This window comes from Micromonospora sp. R311 (assembly GCF_056780015.1).
Genome location: NZ_JBSWCE010000011.1, coordinates 77,559 through 98,224, shown reverse-complemented (window position 1 = coordinate 98,224; position 20,666 = coordinate 77,559). Strand labels below are relative to the sequence as shown.

General features: G+C 69.7%; 17 protein-coding genes. 14 read left to right on the top strand and 3 right to left on the bottom strand.

What is annotated here, in order from left to right:
* Positions 1 to 35 precede the first annotated feature (35 nt).
* The 10 genes from AC1WTP_RS11900 to AC1WTP_RS11855 all read left to right on the top strand — a co-directional run bounded on the left by AC1WTP_RS11900 (position 36) and on the right by AC1WTP_RS11855 (position 13,987).
* Positions 36 to 1,481 carry an O-antigen ligase family protein gene (locus tag AC1WTP_RS11900; RefSeq protein ID WP_481649283.1) on the top strand — a complete coding sequence of 482 codons (1,446 nt, stop codon included), beginning with the start codon at positions 36 to 38 and terminating at the stop codon, positions 1,479 to 1,481.
* Entirely contained in the window at positions 1,468 to 2,883 is a 1,416-nt protein-coding gene (locus AC1WTP_RS11895; RefSeq protein ID WP_481649282.1) for an oligosaccharide flippase family protein, read from the top strand. Before AC1WTP_RS11900 ends, AC1WTP_RS11895 begins: the two co-directional genes overlap by 14 nt.
* Before the next feature lie 20 nt (positions 2,884 to 2,903).
* Complete coding sequence (locus tag AC1WTP_RS11890) at positions 2,904 to 4,013, top strand: polysaccharide pyruvyl transferase family protein (RefSeq protein WP_481649281.1); 1,110 nt, start codon at positions 2,904 to 2,906, stop codon at positions 4,011 to 4,013.
* Positions 4,013 to 5,164, top strand: coding sequence for a glycosyltransferase (locus AC1WTP_RS11885; RefSeq protein WP_481649280.1), 1,152 nt, complete (start codon positions 4,013 to 4,015; stop codon positions 5,162 to 5,164). The genes AC1WTP_RS11890 and AC1WTP_RS11885 overlap by 1 nt, the downstream gene beginning before the upstream one ends.
* Positions 5,161 to 5,991, top strand: a complete 831-nt coding sequence (locus AC1WTP_RS11880; RefSeq protein ID WP_481649279.1) for a glycosyltransferase family 2 protein — start codon at positions 5,161 to 5,163, stop codon at positions 5,989 to 5,991. The genes AC1WTP_RS11885 and AC1WTP_RS11880 overlap by 4 nt, the downstream gene beginning before the upstream one ends.
* A 65-nt stretch (positions 5,992 to 6,056) precedes the next feature.
* Positions 6,057 to 7,160, top strand: coding sequence for a glycosyltransferase family 4 protein (locus AC1WTP_RS11875; protein ID WP_481649278.1), 1,104 nt, complete (start codon positions 6,057 to 6,059; stop codon positions 7,158 to 7,160).
* 367 nt (positions 7,161 to 7,527) lie between these two features.
* The gene (locus tag AC1WTP_RS11870) at positions 7,528 to 8,961 is read left to right on the top strand and encodes a glycosyltransferase family 39 protein (protein WP_481649277.1); all 1,434 of its coding nucleotides are present in this window, start codon (positions 7,528 to 7,530) and stop codon (positions 8,959 to 8,961) included.
* Positions 8,962 to 9,209: 248 nt separating this feature from the next.
* On the top strand, positions 9,210 to 11,183 hold the full coding sequence (locus tag AC1WTP_RS11865) for a S8 family serine peptidase (protein WP_481649276.1): 1,974 nt from the start codon (positions 9,210 to 9,212) through the stop codon (positions 11,181 to 11,183).
* A gap of 277 nt (positions 11,184 to 11,460) precedes the next feature.
* Entirely contained in the window at positions 11,461 to 12,726 is a 1,266-nt protein-coding gene (locus AC1WTP_RS11860) for a DUF1800 domain-containing protein (protein WP_481649275.1), read from the top strand.
* A 1-nt stretch (position 12,727) separates the two neighbouring features.
* Complete coding sequence (locus tag AC1WTP_RS11855) at positions 12,728 to 13,987, top strand: DUF1501 domain-containing protein (protein WP_481649274.1); 1,260 nt, start codon at positions 12,728 to 12,730, stop codon at positions 13,985 to 13,987.
* Positions 13,988 to 14,109: 122 nt separating this feature from the next.
* Here AC1WTP_RS11855 and AC1WTP_RS11850 read toward each other — a convergent pair whose 3' ends face one another.
* Complete coding sequence (locus tag AC1WTP_RS11850) at positions 14,110 to 15,651, bottom strand: sugar transferase (RefSeq protein ID WP_481649273.1); 1,542 nt, start codon at positions 15,649 to 15,651, stop codon at positions 14,110 to 14,112.
* Positions 15,652 to 15,761: 110 nt separating this feature from the next.
* Positions 15,762 to 16,823 (bottom strand): LCP family protein, encoded by a 1,062-nt coding sequence (locus AC1WTP_RS11845; protein ID WP_481649272.1) that lies wholly within the window; start codon positions 16,821 to 16,823, stop codon positions 15,762 to 15,764.
* A gap of 120 nt (positions 16,824 to 16,943) precedes the next feature.
* Here AC1WTP_RS11845 and AC1WTP_RS11840 point away from each other — a divergent pair, with 120 nt between their 5' ends.
* From AC1WTP_RS11840 to AC1WTP_RS11830, 3 genes are all read left to right on the top strand, one after another.
* Complete coding sequence (locus tag AC1WTP_RS11840; protein WP_481649271.1) at positions 16,944 to 17,777, top strand: class I SAM-dependent methyltransferase; 834 nt, start codon at positions 16,944 to 16,946, stop codon at positions 17,775 to 17,777.
* A 4-nt stretch (positions 17,778 to 17,781) separates the two neighbouring features.
* Positions 17,782 to 18,600 (top strand): MOSC domain-containing protein, encoded by an 819-nt coding sequence (locus tag AC1WTP_RS11835; RefSeq protein ID WP_481649270.1) that lies wholly within the window; start codon positions 17,782 to 17,784, stop codon positions 18,598 to 18,600.
* Between the two features lie 93 nt (positions 18,601 to 18,693).
* Complete coding sequence (locus tag AC1WTP_RS11830) at positions 18,694 to 19,011, top strand: hypothetical protein (protein ID WP_481649269.1); 318 nt, start codon at positions 18,694 to 18,696, stop codon at positions 19,009 to 19,011.
* Between the two features lie 48 nt (positions 19,012 to 19,059).
* Here the strand turns inward: AC1WTP_RS11830 and AC1WTP_RS11825 are convergent, their stop codons facing one another.
* The gene (locus AC1WTP_RS11825) at positions 19,060 to 20,019 is read right to left on the bottom strand and encodes a helix-turn-helix transcriptional regulator (protein WP_481649268.1); all 960 of its coding nucleotides are present in this window, start codon (positions 20,017 to 20,019) and stop codon (positions 19,060 to 19,062) included.
* 61 nt (positions 20,020 to 20,080) lie between these two features.
* On the opposite strand from AC1WTP_RS11825, the gene AC1WTP_RS11820 reads away from it, so the two are divergent.
* Positions 20,081 to 20,665 (top strand): DinB family protein, encoded by a 585-nt coding sequence (locus AC1WTP_RS11820; RefSeq protein WP_481649267.1) that lies wholly within the window; start codon positions 20,081 to 20,083, stop codon positions 20,663 to 20,665.
* Position 20,666 lies beyond the last annotated feature (1 nt).

Below are 20,666 nucleotides of genomic sequence, written 5' to 3'. Positions count from 1 at the left end.
CAGCGACTGGCCGACCAGGCTGATACGGAGATGTCATGTTCACCGGTACGGCCTACGGTCATCCCCAGGGTGATCCACGCCATGCTCCGGCAATGTGGCACAGCGGCGGTCAGGAGCCAATCCGGACAATTGACCCGGCTGCCGACCCCGGCGGCGAGAGCCACGGGCTCCGTGGGTCGGGCCGCCATCGGCCCCCGAGCGTGTTCACGCGCCTGATCCGGGCCGGCCGGACGCTCGCCGGGGGCCTGTGGTCTGATCCGGATCAGCGCATCGTCGCCGCATTGGCACTCCTGGTGGCGACGCTCGGACTGGTGCCGATCGCCCTTGCTCCCGCCGACGTCGTCATCTACGCCGGTGTGGCGACCGGAACGCCGACGCTGTACTCGTACACCATCGCGATCGCTGTGGCGTTGGTGTTGGTTGCGGTGCACACGCGTCGTCGACTCGTCCGCGCCCTCCTCCTGTGGGTGCCGTTCCTCGGCTGGATGGCCCTGTTCGCCGCGCTCGCCTGGGACACGTCTCTGCGTACCCTGAGCGGCCTGCTGCACTTCTGCACGGCGGCGATCGTGTTCGCCATCGGTGCCACGGCCGAGCGTGCGGACCGCCGGCACTCGATCCTGCTGTGGGCCTTCGCGGGCGTGGCGTGGCTTCAACTCGGCGCGATCACCGCGGCGGTCCTCGGTTTTCCGCTGCGCCGTGTTTCCGGCCAACAGGCGCTCGACGTGCTCGGGCGTGCCACGGGCCTGACGAGCCATCCGGGCGAGCTGGCGAAGCTGCTGTTCTTCTGCGGTCTGTGCGCGCTGACCCTGCCGCAGCGGACGGTGCGGGAACGATGGGTGGCCTGGACGACGCTCGGTGTCGTCCTTGTCGGCGTGTCCCTCACTCAGAGTCGCACGGTTCTCGCGGCCGTGGTCTCCATGATCCTCATCTTCATGCTGCTCGAGCTGATGACCGGGCGGTGGCAGAAGAGGTACTTCGTGGTCATCGGCCTTACCGGCGTGCTCGGCGTGGCATCGCTACCGTGGCTGATCGAGCGATTCATGGCAGACCCCGGTGGGGGCTCCCGCCAACACCTCCTCCTGGTCGCCGGGGAGGTGATCCGCACGCATCCGTGGGCCGGGGTGGGACCCAACAGCTACGTCGCCGTCGCCGGCGCCTTGGACCCACTCACCGCCAGCGGCGTGCCCGTGCACAACGTGTTACTGCTGAGCGCCGCGGAGGTGGGCATCGTCGGCGCGCTGCTCCTCTGGCTACCGTTCGTGCGGACCGCGACGGCGGCCATCCGCTCCGTCTTCCGTTCGCGGACCTCGGAACTGGCACCCAGGGTTCTGGTCAGCGCATTGCCGGGTCTCGTCCTTATCGGTATGACGGGCTGGGGGCTGTTGCAGGGACCCTATTTCCTGATGTTGGCGCTCGTGGCGGGCTATTTCTACGCCAGGACAGGGTCTTCGGCCGTTGCGACTGGCCATGGTCGCGACTGAGGCCCGGGCGCCGGCGGGGCGGCGCACCTCCCTGACGGTCGTGTCGGGCCTGTTGGGGCTCTCCACCCTGGCCACGCGCTTGACCACCCTGGTGGTCATGGCGTTCCTGACCAGAGGCGCCGGCATCGAGGCCGTCGGCTTCTACGGGTTGGCCACACTCACCGCGTCCTTCACCGCCGCCGCGCTCTCTCTCGGCCTGCCGACCCACCTGACCAGGGAGGCCGCCGCGGGGACGGTCTCGCCGCCCGTGGTCGCCCGGATCCATGGCGGCCGCCTCGCCGTGCTGATGGCGGCCGCCGCCCTCGGGTACGTGCTGATCGACGTCCTTCTTCCCGCGGAAGCGCAACTCGCCTTCTTCCTGATCTTCGTCGCCAGCCTTTTCGAACAGTGGAACGAGACGGCCTGGGTGCTCATCCGAGGCACCCGTTCGGCCTGGGCTGAACCGCTGACGAACACGTCCACCGGCCTCCTGCTCGTCGGCGCGTGCGCGGCCGACGTGTGGCTGATGAACGGGCTCACCCTCCATGACGCTGCCGTCTACTTCCTGACGGCGTCCGTCCTCCGGTCAATTGCCGCGGTTCTCATCGTGCGGATCCTGCCGTCGCTCCGTGCCTCCCGGGGTGTCCGCTCGGCCCACCACATCAGGCTGGCGCTGCCGTACTTCGCCTCCGACCTCCTCGGTCTCTTCTACTTCCGCGGCGACGTCTTCGTGCTCGCGTTCTTCGTCACCGCCGCAGAGGTCGGGGAATACGTCTCGGCGGCGGCGATCATCGGACCGGCGGTCCAGGTCGCGGCGTCCATGGGCGTCGGCGCCCTTGCCTATGCCGCGCCACGGCGGGGTTCCGGGACCGCCCAGGCGAACGACCCGCTCACGGTCTTTCACTTCTTCGGACTCGCGGGCCAGGGCGCCGCCGGCGTCATGTTCATTGGCCTTCCGATCGCGACCGTGGTGCTGTTCGGCGACCAGGCGGGGAACATCCCCGAGCTCGCGATGGTGCTCACCCTGTTCCTCGCACTGCGATTCGCCAACTTTGGTCTGTCCGCCATTCTGCTCGCCCGGGGCCGTGCCGCCAGCCGGTTGGTGGTGCTCGTGCTGAGCATCTGCGGCAGCGTCGGACTGAACCTCGCCCTGGACGGCAGGTATGGCGCCTACGGCGCCGCCTGTGCGATGGTGCTGAACGAGCTTGTCGTGGCCGGGTCGCTGCTGTGGTTCTTGCGGATCAGAGAACTGGTGTGGCCGGTCCTCATCTCGTTCGGAAGCGTTGCGGCGGCGGCATGGGCGCTCGCCGGACTGCTGGCCGTAATGGAATCCGCCTCGGCGTCCTTCACCATCGGGGGCGTCATCCTTGCTCTGGCTACCGCCAGATTTGTGGCACAACGAAGGGCCGCAGGCCAACTGTAGGCGGCAACGACGGAGGACATGTGAGGGTCGGAATAGTCGGGTGGTTCGGATCGGACAATCTCGGAGACGAGATCCTTCTCCACTCGCTCATCACCTGCGTCCGCGCGGTCAAGGAGAACTCGTCGTTCGTGGTTTTCTCCCCCAACCCGGACCGGGTCGCCGAACTCCACGGTGTGCAGACGGAGCACATGCCCGTACTGCGGGCCCGTGGCGCCTCGGAGCGCCAGGTCGCGGTGCAGCGCGCGATCAAGTCGTGCGACCTGCTTCTCCTCGGCCCTGGAACGGTCTTCCAGGAGCGTTCCCCCAACCTGTCCTGGCCGGGCACCCTGCCGATGTTCGGCAGGATCATCGCGATGGCCAAGTTGGCGGGAACGCCCGTCGCCACCGTCGGCGTCGGTGTGCGGGAGGGAGGAACGCCGCTGGGTCGTCAGGTGCTTCGTCTCATCGGCGCCTCCTGTGTCGCAGTCGGTGTGCGCGATCAGCGAACCGCGTCGCATTTCGGCTCCGGCGCCGAGGTCATCGGCGACATGGCCTACACCCTGCCGTTGCCCGATCTGGAGCCGGTCGATTCCGGCCGCCGCTTCGCGCTGTCGATGCGACCGCTCGCGCCCGACCTCGAGAGTTCACTGGTGGCGGCGACCTCCGGATGTGCTGCTCGGCTCCGCCAGGACGGGTGGTCGGGCACGTTCCTTCCGATGGCCTTCGGTCGTGGAGCGCACGGCGAGGATGACCGCGTCATCTACGAGCGCGACTTCCGCGACCTGCTGGACCTGGACTCGACCCCGTTGGACGGCAGCCGACCCCTCGCCGGAGCCCTCCGCGACTGGCTGCAGTCGCTCGCGACGAACCAGCTCGTCCTCGGCACCCGCCTGCACGCGGCCCTCCTGGCGGTGGCGATCGGCGTTCCGACGGTGGCCATCGCGTACGAGCGGAAGGTCCATGACGCCTTCGTCGACCTGGGACTCACCGAGTATCTGGTGCCACCGGACGTCGATGCCGAGACGCTCTACCGCACGGCGACCGCGGCGGCCGCGTCTGCCGAGCAGTTCCGGGAGGCCGCCCAGCGGGTTGCGGCCCAGGGACGGGTCGCGCAAGGGTTCGTCACGGCGCTTCTGAAGCGGCTGGGCTGATGCGCGTCCTCCTGCTCACCCCGTTCGCGCCCAACGCGCACCACTTCCACGCCGCGGCCGACACGATCGTGCAGCTCACCCCGCGGTTGGCGGAACAGGTCGACCTCTTCGTCTACTCGCCGGAGCACACGGCGCCATCCGAGCGGGACGACCTGAAGTACACGTTGTTGCCCGCCACGGTCACCGCTCGTCCGAGCCACCGGGACCGTTTCCGACTCGAACCGGCCTGGCTCCGCCAGGCGTGGCCGCGAGAAGCGACCCGAGAGGCCGCCGAGCTCATCCGCCGGATCCGGCCCGATGTCGTGCACTCGGAGTATCTGCAGTCCGCCGAGGTCGTCGGGATCAGCCCCGCGTCGGTGCTGGGCCTGCACGACATCACCGAGAAGGTCATGTTGGAGTCGTACCGGGCGTCGTCCGGTCTGGAACGGCCGTACCGTCTCGCCGAGTTGCTTCGGACGCGACGGTTCGAACGCGCGGCGATCCGGCAGGCGGCCGCCGTCATCACCCTGTCCGACGCCGACTTCGCGGTCGCCGCGGCATACAACTCGAACACCGTGCTGGCACGGCCGGGAATCCACATCGATGACCGGTCCTGGTCGCCGCCGCCGGCGACGGAGCGACCGCGACTGGTGTTCGCCGGGGCGATGTGGCGGCGCGCGAACGCACTCGTCGCTCAGTTTCTCGCCCGCGAGGTGATGCCCCTGGTATGGCAGCACCTGCCGCAGGCGGAACTCAGAATCGTCGGGGCGGAGCCCTCCGCCGACGTGGTCGGCCTCGGCGAGAGCGACAGCAGGGTGGTGGTGACCGGTGCGGTGCCCGACCTCCGGTCGGAGATGCTCGACGCCCACGCCGTCGTCGTGCCGTCGATCGTGGGCGGCGGAGTGCTGATGAAGGTGGCGCACGCCATGGCCCTCGGCTGTCCCGTCATCACGTCGAGTGGGCCGGCCGAGTCGGTACGCGGTGACGCCTCGATGTTGTACACCGCGTCGACGGCCGACGAGATCGCGGCGGCCGTCCGGGCCGCAGTCTCATCCCCCGAGGACGCCGCGCAGCGTGGTCGGCGTGCCCGCGCACACATCGAGCGGACGTTCCGTTGGGACGACACGGTCCGCTCGTACCTCGACGCCTACGCGATTGCGGGTCGACAGTGAAAATCGCAGCCATCATCGTCTCCTACAACTCGGCCCGGGAGCTTCCCCTGAGTCTGGGCTGCCTGGGCGCCCTGCCGGTGGACCAGGTCGTGGTCGTGGACAACTCCTCCACGGACGACAGCGTCGAGGTCGCCAAATCCTTCGGGTATCCGGTCATCTCGCTGCCCAACGTGGGCTTCGGCAAGGCGATCAACGCCGCGGCGGAGACCCTCCCCGACGCGGACGCCTACTTTCTCCTCAACCCCGACTGCCACCTCACCCCCGAGTCCTTCGCGCACCTCGTGGACGCCCTGCAGGCCGACGCGAAGCTGGGGGTGGTCGCGCCGCTGATGCGATACCCGGACGGGCGCTTCGGCATCTCGGCGGGGCCCGAGCCGAGCATCGCGAAGGAATGGCTGGGGGCGCTGAAGGTCGACCATCTCGTGCCGAGGCGCCTGAAGCAGTATCTGGCTCGGGCGACACCCTTGCGCAAGAAGTTCCGGATGCTCGAGTATCTCGATGTCGAACCGACCGGCCAGGTGCGCGAGACCGCGTGGGTGTCCGGGTTCTGCATGCTCGTACGGGGCGACGCGTTCCGGTCCATCGGTGGATTCGACCCCGGCTTCTTCCTCTACTTCGAGGACGTCGACCTGTGCACGCGGCTGCGCGCCGGTGGCTGGGGCGTCGCGTCGGTCGGGACGAGTGTCGCCGAACACAAGGAGAGCACCAGTACCGCTGCGGTCGGCAAGAACAACCTGTACCGGACCGGCATGTATGTCTATTTCACGAAGCACGGCACGCGGAGTCAGCGACTCCTCGCGTCAGCCCTGAGGAGGCTGCCGATTTGAAGATTCTGTTTGTAGCGCCGTGGATCCCGGCATCGGTTCGCCCGCGCAGCCTCGTGATCCTGGAGATGCTCGCCGCCGAGCATGAGGTCCGCTTCCTGGGGCTGGTACACGATGAGGAAGAGGCGCGGCTGGCCGAGCTCCTGCCGGTCGACGACCGCACCCTCGTCCCCAACCCGCGCGTCGGTTCCATGCTGCGCTCCGCGCGAGCGCTCGGCACCGGGGTCTCGTTGCAGACGGGGTATGCGAGCCCGAAGGCGCTCACCGACGCGCTGCGGCGGGAGTTGGACGACTTCCAGCCGGACGTCGTGCACCTCAACGTCTTCCGTACCGTCCACCTGGTCGAGGCCTGTGGCTCAACGCCGGTCATCGTCGACCTGGACGAGTTCCGCAGCGAGTACTACGAGCAGCTTGCCTCGCACGGGCCCAGCCCCGCCTGGCGGGCTTTGGGTCGCGTGGAGGCACCCCGGATGCGGGCCCGCGAGGACAGGTTGGTCAGCATGGGGGTTCCCCTGATGCTCTCCGCTCCGTCGCTGCCCGGCCAGGAGCGGCCCAACACCTTCCTCGTCAGAAGCCCCTGCGACTTCTCCGTCCAGCGGCAGGCGGGCCCGATCGCACCGACGGTCCTGTTCGTCGGTCGGCTCAGCTACGAGGCGAACGTCAACGGCCTCCTGTGGTTCGTGCGGGAGTGCTGGCAGGGCATTCGTGACGCCGTCCCGGACGCCCGGCTCCGGATCGTCGGCACGGACCCGCCCAAGGCGGTCCAGGAACTGGTCGGAAACGGCATCGAACTCCACGCCAACGCGCCCGCGGTTGAGCCCCACTACGCGGATGCCGCCGTCGCCATCGCGCCGATCTTCCGGGGTACCGGCGTCCAGCTGAAGCTCATCCAGGCGATGTCGGCTGGGGTTCCGAGCGTGACGACCAGCATGGTGGCCGACCGCGCGGGTGTGGCGGACGGTGTTCACGTCCGCGTCGCCGACGACAGGGCCGGTTGGATCGCGGCGGTCAGTGGGCTGCTGTCCGCGCCGGAGACCGCCGCGCGACTCGCCGCCAACGGACGGGAGTGGGTGGTGGCACATCACAGCTCGGCGGCGGTTCGCCGGCAGTTGCAGGCGGCGTACGCCTCGCTCTCCACCGGAGCAGAGCTGGACGCCGCACCTGGCCGGTGATCCTCCTCAGGAGGTGCTGAGTCTGGACCACGGTGCCGCGCGCCAGCGGGCCCGAACCGCTGGCGCGCTCACCCGGCCGGACAAACACACTATCGTGGCGGTGGTTTCCCCCTTTTTGCCGACGCGATCGACGCGCTGACTTCCCTTGACTCAAGGTTCCAGGAATGGACAACCTCAGGTAGTCAATCAGTTACACAAACGCTCTGGGCCCGCGGCGGACCAACGCCGTTTCATCGCGGCGGGACCGCCGACAGCACCCAGGCGGTAAGAAAACGCGTTGGACGTTCGCTATTCTCCTTGCCTCACGGGGAAGGGGAACCGGGTGAACTGCAGGAAGAGCGTACCTTTTGGCGTCGGATTCGTCCTTATGCTGGTGGTCGCTGGCTATTCGCTGACCAGTGTCCCGCTCGACTGGGACGAGGGCGCCTCGCTCTCCGCCGCGACTCGGTCGCCCGGCGAGCTCTTCCAGTTGGCCAGCTACAAGGACGCGGTGATCACCCCCTTCTACCTGGTGCTCCTGGGACTGGTCGCGATCTTCGGCGAGTCCGATGTGGTCCTGCGCCTGCCCTCGCTCCTGGCGATGGCGGCTGGCGTGGGGGTGACCGCCGAGCTGGGCCGGCGAGCCGCCGGGCAGGCAGCCGGAATCGTGGCCGGCGTCATCTGCTCGGCGATACCCAGCCTGGTGTTCTTCGCCCACACGGCCAGGCCCTACGCTTTTGCATTCCTTTTCGCGACACTTTCATCCCTGCTGCTGCTCACCGCCGTGCGGGTCCCCACCGCGTGGCGTTGGGCGGGGTATGGCCTCTGCCTGGCGCTCACCGGGATTTTTCATCTGGTCGCGCTCTCCGTGGTGGCCGCACATGTGGTGATTCTGGCAATGGCGTGGTGGAAAGAGCGTGATCGCCGGCTCGGGCGGGCGCTTCCGGCGATAGGTGCCGCGCTGGCGGTCGTTGCACCGCTCATGTGGTTGGGCAGAAGCCAGCATCATTCCCAGCTCCACTGGGTGCAGACACCGACCTGGAAGACGATCGTCACGCTGCCCGGCGATATCGCGTACAGCCCGGCCGTGGGGTACCTGTTGCTGCTGCTCGCGGTCAGCGCCTTCGTCGCCTTGCCGACCCGTAGCTACACCGAGCTTGTCGCCCTCGTCACGGTGCCGGTCGCCGCGGTTATCGGGGTCTCGCTGATGGTTCCGGTGTGGGTGCCGCGTTACGGCATCTTCCTCCTCGCGCCTCTTGCGGTGCTGGCCGGCGCCGCCATCACCACTGACCGGGTGCGGGCGGTCGTCGGGCTGCCGCGGCTCGTGCGCGCGGCGGCGATCGTGGGAGTGCTCGCGTTCCTCTCGCTGCCCGCGCAGATGTCGGTACGGCAGACGCACAACGCGCCGGACACCCGCAGCATGGCCTCCGCCATCAATGAGAACGCGGCCACCGGCGATGTCGTCGTCTACACGGACTTCGCCTGGTCGATGCGGCCGACTCTCACGCATTACCTGAATGAGTTGGAGTGGACGCACACCGTCCAGCCACCGGACATTCTGATGAAACAGACGGCGGCTACCACCGGGACGCTGGAGGCGGCCGAGTTCAGCGATATCCAGGGGCGGCTGGCCAGAGCCCGCCGCATCTGGCTCATCGGTCCGGCCGCAGGTGTCTACGGCGCGCCGGGCGACCCGCTGGCCGCGCCCGGCTGGAAGATCAAGTACATTGCGCAGCGTTACGAGGTGCGGCAGACCTACACGTTCCAGACCGGGCGAGCGGTACTGCTCGTGGCGCGAAGCGACTCAACCTGGCCTGCATGAGCCGTCGGCCCCGCCACCCGGTAAGGGCGAGGAGCGTGCCCCTTGCGTTCGCCACCGACTAGTCCGAACGGCTGAGCCTTCGATGGCGTTCATCGGCGAAGATGGGCTGCGTCTTGTCGAGGGCAACGCCGTCCATGTCCTTAGTGGACGTTCATCTCACGGGGAGTCTGACTTTGTTCGGAGTTCGTCGAGTTGGTCGGTCGGTTGTGGCGGGGCTCGCGCTCGCTGCTGTCGCGACCGCCGCAACCGTGTTCGGAGGGGGTGCGGCGTACGCCGGCCCGCCGGACGACAAGAAGGTTCCGGGAATCCTGGGGGCGACCGACAAGGGCGCCATCAAGGACAGCTACATCGTGGTGTTCAAGGACACCAGGGCCACGCCGGCTGAGGTCGGCGCCAGCGCCGCGGCGCTGACCAAGCGGTACGGCGGTGCGGTGTCCCGCACGTACACGCACACGATCCGGGGTTTCGCGGCCCGGATGAACGAGGCGCAGGCCAAGCGGCTGGCTGCCAGCCCCGAGGTCGCGTACGTGGAGCAGAACCGCAAGGTGTCGAAGAGTGACACCCAGCTGAACACGCCGTCGTGGGGGCTGGACCGGCTGGACCAGATCTTCGCGCCGCTGAACAAGCGGTACACGTACCCGAACACGGCGAGCAACGTGCACGCCTACGTCATCGACAGCGGCATCCGCATCACCCACCAGGAGTTCGGCGGGCGTGCCAGCCACGGCTACGACTTCGTCGACAACGACCCGGTCGCCGACGACTGCGACGGGCACGGCACGCACGTCGCGGGCACCATCGGCGGCACCACCTACGGTGTGGCCAAGGCCGTGAAGCTGGTGGGTGTGCGGGTGCTCGACTGCGCCGGCAGCGGCTCGTACGAGGGTGTCATCGCCGGTATCGAGTGGGTGACCGCGAACGCGGTCAAGCCGGCGGTGGCGAACATGAGTCTCGGCGGTGAGTTCAACGCCGCGGTCGACGCGGCGGTGGAGGCGTCCATCGCCTCCGGCGTCACGTACGCGGTCGCCGCCGGCAACAGCGCCGACGACGCCTGCCTGTACTCGCCGGCCCGCGCGGCATCGGCGATCACGGTGGGCGCCACGGACGAGGTCGACTTCCGCGCCTCGTTCTCCAACTACGGGCCCTGTGTGGACATCCACGCGCCGGGGCACCACATCCCGTCCTCGGTGGCTACCAGCGACACCGCGATCGACAAGTACAGCGGCACCTCGATGGCCAGCCCGCACGTCGCCGGCGCCGCCGCGCTGCTGCTGTCGGCGAACCCGTCCTGGGCGCCGACCCAGGTGCGCAACGTCATCGTCTACGGTGGCACCCGACGGGTCGTGCGGAACACCGCCGCCTACAACACCAGCGACGTGATGCTGCGCATCGGCACCACCGCCGTGCCGCATGTCACCGGCATGCGGTCCCTGACCAACGGCAAGAACGTCTCGGTCGGGGCCGGCGGCACCCAGCCGCTGACCGCCAGCCAGCCGATGAACCAGATGGGCGACTCGGAGAAGTTCACCGTGGTCGACGGCGGCAGCGGCTACATCGCGTTCGCGTCCTGGGCCAACGGCAAGTACGTCACCGCCACCGCCGGCGGCACCAGCGCACTGTACGCCAACAGCAGCACCATCACCGACGCCCAGCGGTTCCAGGTCGTCATGAACGGCGACGGCACCGTCAGCCTGATCGCCAAGATCAACGGCAAGTACGTCACCGCCCCGTCCGGCGGCACCCTGCCACTGATCAACAACGCCACCACCATCGGTGTAGCCGAGAAGTTCATCTGGGCCTCACCGGCCGCGGTCGTCGTGCTGCGCGCAGCCGTCAACAGCAAGTTCGTCACCGCGGCGGACGCCGGCAGGAGCGCCCTGATCGCCAACTCCACCGTGATCACCGACTGGCAGAAGTTCGACATGCTCGACATGGGCGGCGACGCCGTCGCGCTGCGGTCCCACGTCAACCGGCGCTTCGTCAGCGCGCCGTCGGGCGGCACCCAGCCGCTCATCGCCAACGCCACCGCGGTCGGCACGGCGCAGTCGTTCTGGCTCTACCACTGGGGTGACGGCAGCCTGCTGTTCCAGTCCCAGACCAACTACAACGTGGTGCAGGCACCGAACGGTGGCAACTCGCCGCTGATCGCCAGCTTCGACCCGTCCGTGGCCGAGCCGGGCCCCTCGACGATGTTCACCTACGAGGTCCTGAAGGTCGGCTGAGCACCAGCGACCGAAGACCGCGTCCTGACGCGACAGGTCCAGTGGGCCGCCGAGACACGCGCGATGCGCGTCCCGGCGGCCCACCCGCGTCATGGCGACACCACGGGCGTACGCGCGCCCGGATCTCCGCCCGGTCAATCGTCGTGGTGGCGACGGCGACACCGGTACCGCGCCCGAATCCGCCACCACCAGCGAGGATTCCGACCCCGCCAGGTGCCGCTCGGGTGCTGCGCCCCGGGATTCTGCCGCGTCACGGGCGTCGCATACATTTGCTGGCATGGCCGACGTCTCGTTGCTCCTTCGTCGTGCCGGCTTCGGTCCCACCTCCTCCGAGCTGGCCGCGGCAAAGAAGGCGGGGTACGAGGCGACCGTCGCCGCCCTGACCGCGCCGACAGCGCCGGACGTGGGGGCGCTGAGGGCTCCGATGCCGGAACTCGGCCCGGATCCCTTCGCCGGGTTGTCGGACCCCACCCCCAGCCAGCGGAGCAAGGGGGATGAGGAGCGCCGGGAGCAGACGAAGCGGATCACCCAGTGGTGGCTGGACCGCCTCACCGTCGCAGACCACCAGACCCGCGAAAAGCTGTGGTTCTTCTGGCATGGGCACTGGGCCACCTCGGTCCGGAAGGTGATCCGTCCACAACTGATGCTTGTGCAGCACAAGAACCTGCGCAGCTCGCTCGACTTCGCGGTGATGGCACATCGGATGATCACCGACCCGGCGCTCATCTACTGGCTCGACGGGCAACTCAACACGCGGACCGCCCCCAACGAGAATCTCGGCCGCGAGTTGCTGGAACTCTTCATGTTCGGCATCGGCAGGTACACCGAACGGGACGTGAAGGAGGCGGGCCGCGCCCTGACCGGCTGGAAAATCGACTACGACCGGGGCCGTACATACTTCAGTCCGGCCTCGCACGACGACGGAATGAAGAGCATCCTCGGCGTGCGGAAGAAATTCGACGCGCACTCGCTGGTCGATTTCCTGCTCAGGCACGAGAGGTGCGCGGGCTTCATCGCCGAGCGGCTGTGGTTCCGTTACGCCTCGTCGACCGAGCCGATCCCGAAGTCCACCCGCGACAGCATGGTGCTCGCGTTTCCAGACTCGATGTCGATGCTGCGGAAGCTCTTCGAGGACGACGCATTCCCGGCCAGCGCCGGCAGGCTGGTGAAGCAGCCGACGGAATGGTTCGTCGGCGCGATGCGGCAGTTGGGTCTGCGGCCGGGAAAGCTGTCTGACGACATGCTGACGTACGCCCTCAACGCACTGGAACGGCTGGGACAGTTGCCGTTCGCGCCCCCGAGCGTCGAGGGGTGGCCCGCGGGAGCGGATTGGTTGACGGTCGGGGCGGCGCAGGTCCGCCTGAACCTCGCCGGTCGGATCGCCCAGTTGGTTCCGGCTCGACGGCTGACTCCGGAGTACATGGCGCACGTCCTAGCCGTCGAGACGTGGACCAACAGGACGTATTCGGCCCTGAAGGGCACCGACGACCCGCAGCGCTTGCTGACCCTCGGGTTGGCGAGCCCGGAATATCTGGTGACGTGACATGGACGCTCTGACACGACGCAGGTTCCTTCTGGCTTCCGGCGTGGCCGGAGGCGGCGCCATCGCCGGGTTGGGGGCACTGGGCCTGACGGACCTCCTGCGGACGGCGAGCGACGCGTCCGCGCGGGAAGATCACCGGAAGACACGCAAGCTGGTCGTCGTCACGCTGTACGGCGGCAACGACGGCCTCAACACGGTCGTCCCCTACGCGGACTCGGCGTACTACGCGGCCCGGCCTGAGCTGGCCTACGCGCCTGATCGAGTGCTCCGGCTCGACGATTCGCTCGGGTTGAACCCGGTGATGAAGGGCTTGAGTCGACTCTGGAGCGAACAGCGCCTGGCCGTCGTTCTCGGGGTCGGATATCCCAAACCGGACCGGAGCCATTTCCGATCCATGGACATCTGGCAGACCGCCTCACCGAGCGGCCCGACCACCTCCGGCTGGGTCGGCCGATGGTTGGACGGCATCAAGGCCGCGCCGGAGGCTGCGGTGAGCTTCGAGCCCATGCTCCCGCCGTTACTCGTGGGGGAGACCCGTACCGGGGCTTGCGTGAGCATCGGCGGGCTCAAGCTGCCGGCCGGAGTCACCACGGAGTTGATCGGGGTGCTGGGGCGGCGGGAGCCGAACGAATCCGAGATGCAGGCACGGGCCGCGGACGCCTATGCGAATCTCGTCAAGATCGACCAGCTCATCCGGGATGCCGAGGCGGTGGACGCCCCGGCGGACGCCACCGCGGAACCGGACATCGCGGCCACGGGCACGGGTGGCGCGAACCTCCTCTCCGAACAGCTCTCCCGCGTGGCTCAGTGCGTCGAGGCCGGGGTCCCGACCCGCGTGTACTCGGTGAGTCTCGGCGGGTTCGACACACATGCGGTGGAGCGGCCCGGCCACGAGCTGCTGTTGCGCCAGCTCGACCAGGCGTTGACCAGCTTCGCGGCCAGGCTGGCGCAGACCGAGGCCGGACGACGGGTGACCGTGGTCGTGTACAGCGAGTTCGGTCGGCGGGTCCGGGCGAACGCCTCGGACGGCACTGACCACGGAACCGCCGGACCCGTCTTCGTGCTGGGTCCCCAGGTGACGGGCGGGCTCTACGGAGAGCAGCCGAGCTTGACCGACCTGGATGACGGCGACCTCAAGGCGACGACCGACTTCCGGGATGTCTTCGGCACGCTGCTGGCCTCGGTGCTGGACGCGGACCCGGCACGCTATCTGGTCGGAGGGTACGAGCCGACGATGCTGCCGTTCGTCGTGCGCGACTGACACCTGACCGCCCGCGGGCGCCCTGCTGGCCGAGCACGCGGGCTCTCGCTGCCGACCCGACACCGGTCACCGCATCCGGCCGACCACCTGGGGACCGCTTCCGCTACTGACCGATCGCCGGGTCAACGACCCCCGGCACGGAACACCTCGGTGACGGTGCGGAGCACCACCTTGACGTCCAGCCAGAGCGACCAGTTCTCGATGTAGTAGTTGTCGAACCGCGCCCGGTCGGAGATCGGGGTGTCGCCCCGCAGGCCACTGACCTGCGCGAGCCCGGTGAGCCCGACCGGGACGCGGTGGCGCGCCGCGTACGTCGGGTACTCGGCCGAGAACTTCTCGACGAAGTACGGCCGCTCCGGGCGCGGCCCGACCACGCTCATGTCGCCGCGCAGGATGTTCCAGAGCTGCGGCAGCTCGTCCAAGGACGTGCGCCGCATGAACCGCCCGATGGGGCCCACCCGCTTGTCGTTCGCGATGGACCAGTTCGTCTGGGACTCCTGTTCGTTCACCGGTCGCATCGAGCGGAACTTGATGACCTTGAACGGCTTGCCGTACCGGCCGATCCGCTCCTGGTAGAAGAAGATGCCAGGGCCGCCGTCGATGAATGTCGCGATGGCGCAGAGCAGCAGCACCGGGCTCAGCGCGATCAGCGCGACCGCGGCGAACAGCACGTCGGAGGCCCGCTTGATGGCCCACCGCGGGCCGGAGAGCGAGATGTCACCGATCTTGACGATCGGGATGGCTCCGATGTGGTCGGGGTATCCGCCGTGGTGGGAGCGGGAGCCCCACAGCCGCGGCACGGCCCAGAGGTCGCAGCGTGAGCTGCGCGGCCGGAGCAGGGTCTCCATGAGGGTGGACTCGATGCAGTCCGGGTCGGCGATGACCAGGACATCGCACTCCAGCAGCCGGATCAGGTGTTCGAGGTCGTTCAGGGTGCCGCTCAGCGGGAGCGCCCCGATGCCCTGGCGGGCCGGGACGTCGACGCACCCGACGAACCGCAGACCGTACTGAGGGTAGCGGCGCAGCAGCCGGGCGAGTTCGAGCCCGACGGGCCCGCTGCCGATGATGATGGCGTTGTGCTCCACCCACCGGCGCTTGCGTACGAGCTTGGTGAGCGACCTGCTGACCGTCCGGCCGAGGATCACCAGCCCCGCCGAGAGCGCGACGCCGCGCATGAACCCACCAACGTACTCCACCGAGGAGTGTCGCTCCGCCGCGATGATGGCCACGACCGCGGCGGAGGCCAGCAGCCGCCCGCAGAGGCTCGGCAGTTCGTCGAGGATGCTCACGTGCCGGCGCGCCCGGTAGAGCCCGCCGGCCGCGAAGATGGCGACGGTGAGCGTGGCGTTGGCCAGCGTCCCACGCCAGTAGTTCTGCGAGAGCAGCAGCGGCGCGAGCAGCGCGGCGACGTCGATGGGGAGCGTCATCATCCAGGCGCGTACCCAGCTCGTCCCGGCCGCGGCTCGGGACTTGGCGTACGGCAGGACCGTGGTCGTGTCCAGACCGGAGCGGAGTGCGGCCTCCTGGTCGTCGGTCTCCGGGCCGGCTGGTGCCGGGAAATCCTGGTCAGCGACGGCATGGTGCCGCGATGTGGCCGTCCGCTGCGCCATGTCGCCGAGGTGCGGCGTGGGCGCGGACGGGCTCGTCACCGGCTGGCTTGACATGGTTGACCCTCCCCCGTGAAGCCCTTCGAGACGTGTAGCGACTCGGAGGGCGACCGCAGGATATGACCGGCCGGAGCCTGCCGCCACAGCCGGCAGGCCAGTTCACGTTCCTACTTTGCGGCGGACAGAATTTCCGGCACCGCGTCGCGGCGGACCGCGTCGTAGAAGGGCTCGACCTTCTCGGTGCTGGCGAACACGACACTCTCGCTGCCGACCCGACCGGTGCCCTTCGTCGGGCTGGTCAGGAAGGTGAGGTTGCCGCCACGCAGCCCGCGCAGATCCATTGCCATGCTGACCAGCGACATCTTCTCGTCCACCGACACCGCGCTGGAGGTGGCCTTCACGAAGGAATTGAGCCGGGCCGGGTTCGTGACGATGCCCCCGGAGACCGCCTTGTCGAGGATCGCCTTGATCACCTGCTGCTGGTGTCGGATCCGGGCGAAGTCGCCGTCGGCGAACTGCTTGCGCTGCCGCGAGTAGTCCAGCGCCGCCTCTCCGTCCATCCGCTGCACGCCCTTGTGGAAGGTGCGCATCGGCGGATGGATCGAGGTGAACGTCTTCTCCACGTCGATCTCGATGCCGTCGAGCGCGTCGATGATCTCCTTGAAGCCCGCGAAATCGATGATCATGACGTGGTCGACCCGGACCTTCGTGAACGACTCCACGGTCTGCACCATGAGCGGCACCCCACCCCACGCGTACGCGGCGTTGATCTTCGCGTCGCGCCCGCCGTGCCGGCCGTCCTTCGACCGGGGGACGTTCACCCAGGTGTCTCGCGGAATCGAGATGAGCTGTGCGCTCGACCGGTCGTTCGGGATGTGGGCCAGGATGATGCTGTCGGTGCGGGAACCGCCGGTGCTCTCCGGGTCGCGGGAGTCGCTGCCCAGGATCATGATGTTCATGGCGCCCTTCGCCACGATCTGCGGGCGGGACTCCTCCGGCACCCCGGCAAAGGCGTCGACGCGCTCGATGTCGGAATTGATCGAGCGGAGGTAGAGGCCGCCCGCGATCAGGCCGCCGCCGCCGAGCAGCGACACCACGAGCAACGTGATCAGCGCGATCTTCCGCCAGCGGCGCCGCCGCGGGCGCGGTTCCTCGGTCGGTTCCAGTTCGGGCTGGCCCTCGAAGAACTGGGTACGTTCAGGATCAGCGAACTGTTGGCGATGAGGCATGACGCGATGCTACTGACTGCTGTGCCGGCCTGCGTACCCCCGTCCGGCGGCGGTGCGCGCCCGACTCGCTGAATCGATGCTCACCCCCCGCTGTTTCCCTCGGGCTGGTAGAACCCTCCCGTGGACGCAACGAAGCTCCGACGGGCCATCGCCCGCACCCCACTCGCCCCGGTCGCCGCCTTCCCCAAGCGGCTGGCCAGGGTCGCCCGCCACGACGCCAAGGTGCTCCGGACCTCGGCGCGCTGGCTGGTCACGTCGCGCGAACATCACAACTACACCTACGACCTGACCAAGCTGAGTCGCCACCACCTCGCCTGGTTCGTCAGCGTGGTCTGCGACATTCCGGTCAAGCAGGTCCGCGCCTACCTGGACGAGATCGAGTCGGACGACCGGCTGCGGCAGCACATCCAGCAGGCCACCGCCGGCGCCGCCCGACGGGGTCTGGCCGACAAGCAGGTCCGCTACGCCCGCCGGATCGGCTGGTACGCCATCGCCCGGGCCACCCGCCCCGCGCACGTGGTGGAGACCGGCGTCGACAAGGGACTCGGCAGCTGCGTGCTCGCCGCCGCGCTGCTGCGCAACGCCGCCGAGGGGCACCCCGGTCGGGTCACCTCGCTCGACATCAACCCCGAGGCCGGCTACCTGGCCCGCACCGCACCCTGGTCCGAGGTGGTCGACCTGGTGATCGGCGACTCGATCGCCTCGATCGCCGCGCTGGACCGGCCGGTCAACCTCTTCCTGCACGACAGCGACCACAGCCGGGCCCACGAGAGGCGCGAGTTCGAGGCCGTGGAGAGCAAGCTCGCCCCCGGTGCGATCCTGCTCACCGACAACGTCACCGCCACCAACGTCCTCGCCGAGCACGCCGAACGCACCGGCCGGCGGTTCCTCGCCTACCGGGAGACCCCGGCCAACCACTGGTACCCGGGGGACGGCATCGGCGTGGCATGGTGACCGGATGCGGCTGAGCGCCATCCACACGTACCCGGTCAAGGGTTCTCACCGGCTCGACCACGACGACGCCCGCGTGCAGCCGTGGGGGCTGGCCGGCGACCGGCGCTGGATGGTGGTCGACGCCGACGGCGTCGGCGTCACCCAGCGGGAGACCAGCCGGCTGGTCGCGCTGCACGCCACGCCCCGCGACGGCGGCCTGCTGCTGCGCGCCGAGGGGCGGCCCGACCTGGACGTGCCCGAGCCGGCCGGCGGCGACCCGGTCGCGGTGCGCACCTTCCGCAACCGGAAACTGCCGGTCCCCGCGCTGCCCGCCGGGCCGGCGGCCGACGGCTGGCTCGGCGCGCTGCTCGGCCGGCCGGTCCGGCTCGTCTGGCTGGCCGAGCCGACCCGGCACATCCCCGCGGCCGACCGGGAACACGACACCGGCGACCAGGTCAGCTTCGCCGACGCCTACCCGCTGCTGCTGGCCAGCAGCGCCTCCCTCGACGCGCTCAACGACTGGCTCGCCGAGGCCGGCGAGGAGGCCGTGCCGATGACCCGGTTCCGGCCCAACCTGGTGGTCGACGGCGCACCGGCCTGGGCCGAGGACGGCTGGGCCGGGCGAGGGCTGCGCATCGGCGGCGTCCGCTTCCGCGCCGCCGGGCCCTGCGACCGCTGCGTGGTGACCACCACCGACCAGGAGACCGGGGTACGCGGGAAGGAACCGCTGCGCACCCTCGGCCGGCACCGCAACGTCCAGCAGAAGCTCCTCTTCGGACTCCACCTGGTGCCCGAGGAGACCGGAACGCTGGCCGTCGGCGACCCGGTGCGCGTCGACGGCTGACCGGCCGCCGCGGCGTCGTCCGGTCAGGGGCTTGCCGGCCGCCCCGGCGCGATCGATGATGGCCGAAACGGCCACACCGACGAAGGAGTCGACATGCCGGTGATCCACCAACCCCGGGTGGCGTGGGACGCGGCCCGGGTGCTCGTCGGGGCGGTGGCCGACGACGCCGTCCTCGACCGGCTCGGCGCCGGGCTCGGCGAACTGCTCGGGCCCGGCTACGAACAGTCGCTGCGCGAGACCCGGGACCGGCTGCGCTGGAACACCGACGGCGACCGGCTGCTGGTCGAGGCCGGCCTGTGGCGGGTCCGGCTGGAGGACGCGCTGCGCACCCGCCCGGAGGTCGCCGAGCCGGTCCGGCAGCTGACCGAGGCCTGCGCCCGGCTGCTGCGCGACCGCCAGCTCGCGGGTTAGCTGACACGGGTCAGTCCCTTCCCGACGGTGACGGGAAGGGACTGACCGTCAGCCGGTCCCGGCCATCGCCGCGAGGCGGCGCGCGAGCAGGGCGACGGCCTCCCGCAGTTCCGGCGGCTCCAGCACCTCCGCCTCGAAGCCCAGCCGGGCCACGTGCATGGCGATCCAGTCCAGCTGCTCCCCGCCGACGACCAGCACGCACCACCCGTCGCGATCGTCCTCGACGCGCCCCACCTGGGGCGGCACCAGCTCCCGCACCCGGTCGGCGCGGGCGTGCACCCGCACCCGGGCGAGATACCGGTAGGGCGCCTCGGTCACCGACCGCTGCACGAAGGCGACCGGGTCCGGATGCGCCCTCGCCCGGAAGCGCCAGGTCGTCGCCACCACCTCGCGCATCCGGTCCAGCCGGAAGGTGCGCCAGTCGTCGCGGTCGACGTCCCGGGCCATCAGGTACCAGCGGCGGCCGGTGGTGACCATCCGCACCGGCTCGACCGTGCGCTCGCGCTCCCCGCCGTCGCGGCCGGCGTACCGGAACCGCACCCGCACGGCGTCGCGACAGGCCCGGGCGAGCGTCACCAGCAGCTCCGCGTCGATCTGGACCCCGGGGCCGACAAGGGTCTCGGTGGCGCCGTGCACCGCCCGCACCTCCGCGCGCAGTCGGGACGGCATCACCTGGTCGAGCTTCGCGAGCGCCCGCAGTGCCGCCTCGCCCGCCCCGGCGACCGTGCCCCCCGACGCCAGCCGCAGGGAAACGGCCGTCGCGATCGCCTCCTCGTCGTCGAAAAGCAGCGGCGGCAGCCGGGTGCCCGCGCCGAGCTGGTAGCCGCCGCCGACGCCCGCCGTCGCGTGCACGGGGTAGCCGAGCGCGCGCAGCCGCTCCACGTCGCGGCGCACCGAGCGGTCGGTGACCCTGAGCTCGGCGGCGAGCTCGGCCGCGGTCCAGGACGGCCGCCGTTGCAGCAGCCCCAGCAACCGCAGCACCCGCTCGGTCGTCGCCTCGACGGTCACCCGCTCATCGTTCCACAGATAGCGGACCGACCCTGTCCGCTATCCGCGGGAGGCTGGAACCATGACCGACCAGACCTGGAACCCCCTGCTCCGGGACCAGCTCGCCTGGCACTGGACCAGGCAGTTGCGCGACCGCCTCGACGGACTCACCGACGACGAGTACTTCTGGGAGCCGGTGCCCGGCTGCTGGAGCGTGCGACCGCGCGGCACCGCCGCCGCACCGGTGCAGGCCGGGACCGGCGCGATGACCATCGACTTCGCGATGCCCGAGCCGGACCCGCCACCGTTCACGACGATCGCCTGGCGACTCGGGCACGTGATCGTCGGCGTGCTCGCGGTGCGCAACGCCGCGTACTTCGGCCGCGCGCCCACCGACTACCAGTCGTTCGAGTACGCCGAAACCGCGACCGGGGCACTGGCCCAGCTCGACCGGGAGTACGCCACGTGGCTGGCCGGGGTCGAGTCCCTCGGCGAGACCGGCCTCGACCGCCCGTGCGGGGAGGCGGAGGGACCGTACGCCGAGCGTCCTCTGGCGGCGCTGGTGCTGCACATCAACCGCGAACTGATCCACCATCTGGCCGAGGTGTGCCTGCTGCGCGACCTCCACCGGCACACTCACCAGCAGACCCGACGGGAGACGAGCTGAC

Bases quoted from the DNA above. Each gene is read 5' to 3' on its own strand.
- AC1WTP_RS11830 (WP_481649269.1), top strand. From the start codon at position 18,694: ATGCCGGTGATCCACCAACCCCGGGTGGCGTGGGACGCGGCCCGGGTG.
- AC1WTP_RS11855 (WP_481649274.1), top strand. From the start codon at position 12,728: ATGGACGCTCTGACACGACGCAGGTTCCTTCTGGCTTCCGGCGTGGCC.
- AC1WTP_RS11835 (WP_481649270.1), top strand. From the start codon at position 17,782: ATGCGGCTGAGCGCCATCCACACGTACCCGGTCAAGGGTTCTCACCGG.
- AC1WTP_RS11885 (WP_481649280.1), top strand. From the start codon at position 4,013: ATGCGCGTCCTCCTGCTCACCCCGTTCGCGCCCAACGCGCACCACTTC.
- AC1WTP_RS11895 (WP_481649282.1), top strand. From the start codon at position 1,468: ATGGTCGCGACTGAGGCCCGGGCGCCGGCGGGGCGGCGCACCTCCCTG.
- AC1WTP_RS11900 (WP_481649283.1), top strand. From the start codon at position 36: ATGTTCACCGGTACGGCCTACGGTCATCCCCAGGGTGATCCACGCCAT.
- AC1WTP_RS11845 (WP_481649272.1), bottom strand. From the start codon at position 16,823: ATGCCTCATCGCCAACAGTTCGCTGATCCTGAACGTACCCAGTTCTTC.
- AC1WTP_RS11870 (WP_481649277.1), top strand. From the start codon at position 7,528: ATGCTGGTGGTCGCTGGCTATTCGCTGACCAGTGTCCCGCTCGACTGG.
- AC1WTP_RS11850 (WP_481649273.1), bottom strand. From the start codon at position 15,651: ATGTCAAGCCAGCCGGTGACGAGCCCGTCCGCGCCCACGCCGCACCTC.
- AC1WTP_RS11875 (WP_481649278.1), top strand. From the start codon at position 6,057: ATGCTCGCCGCCGAGCATGAGGTCCGCTTCCTGGGGCTGGTACACGAT.
- AC1WTP_RS11860 (WP_481649275.1), top strand. From the start codon at position 11,461: ATGGCCGACGTCTCGTTGCTCCTTCGTCGTGCCGGCTTCGGTCCCACC.
- AC1WTP_RS11820 (WP_481649267.1), top strand. From the start codon at position 20,081: ATGACCGACCAGACCTGGAACCCCCTGCTCCGGGACCAGCTCGCCTGG.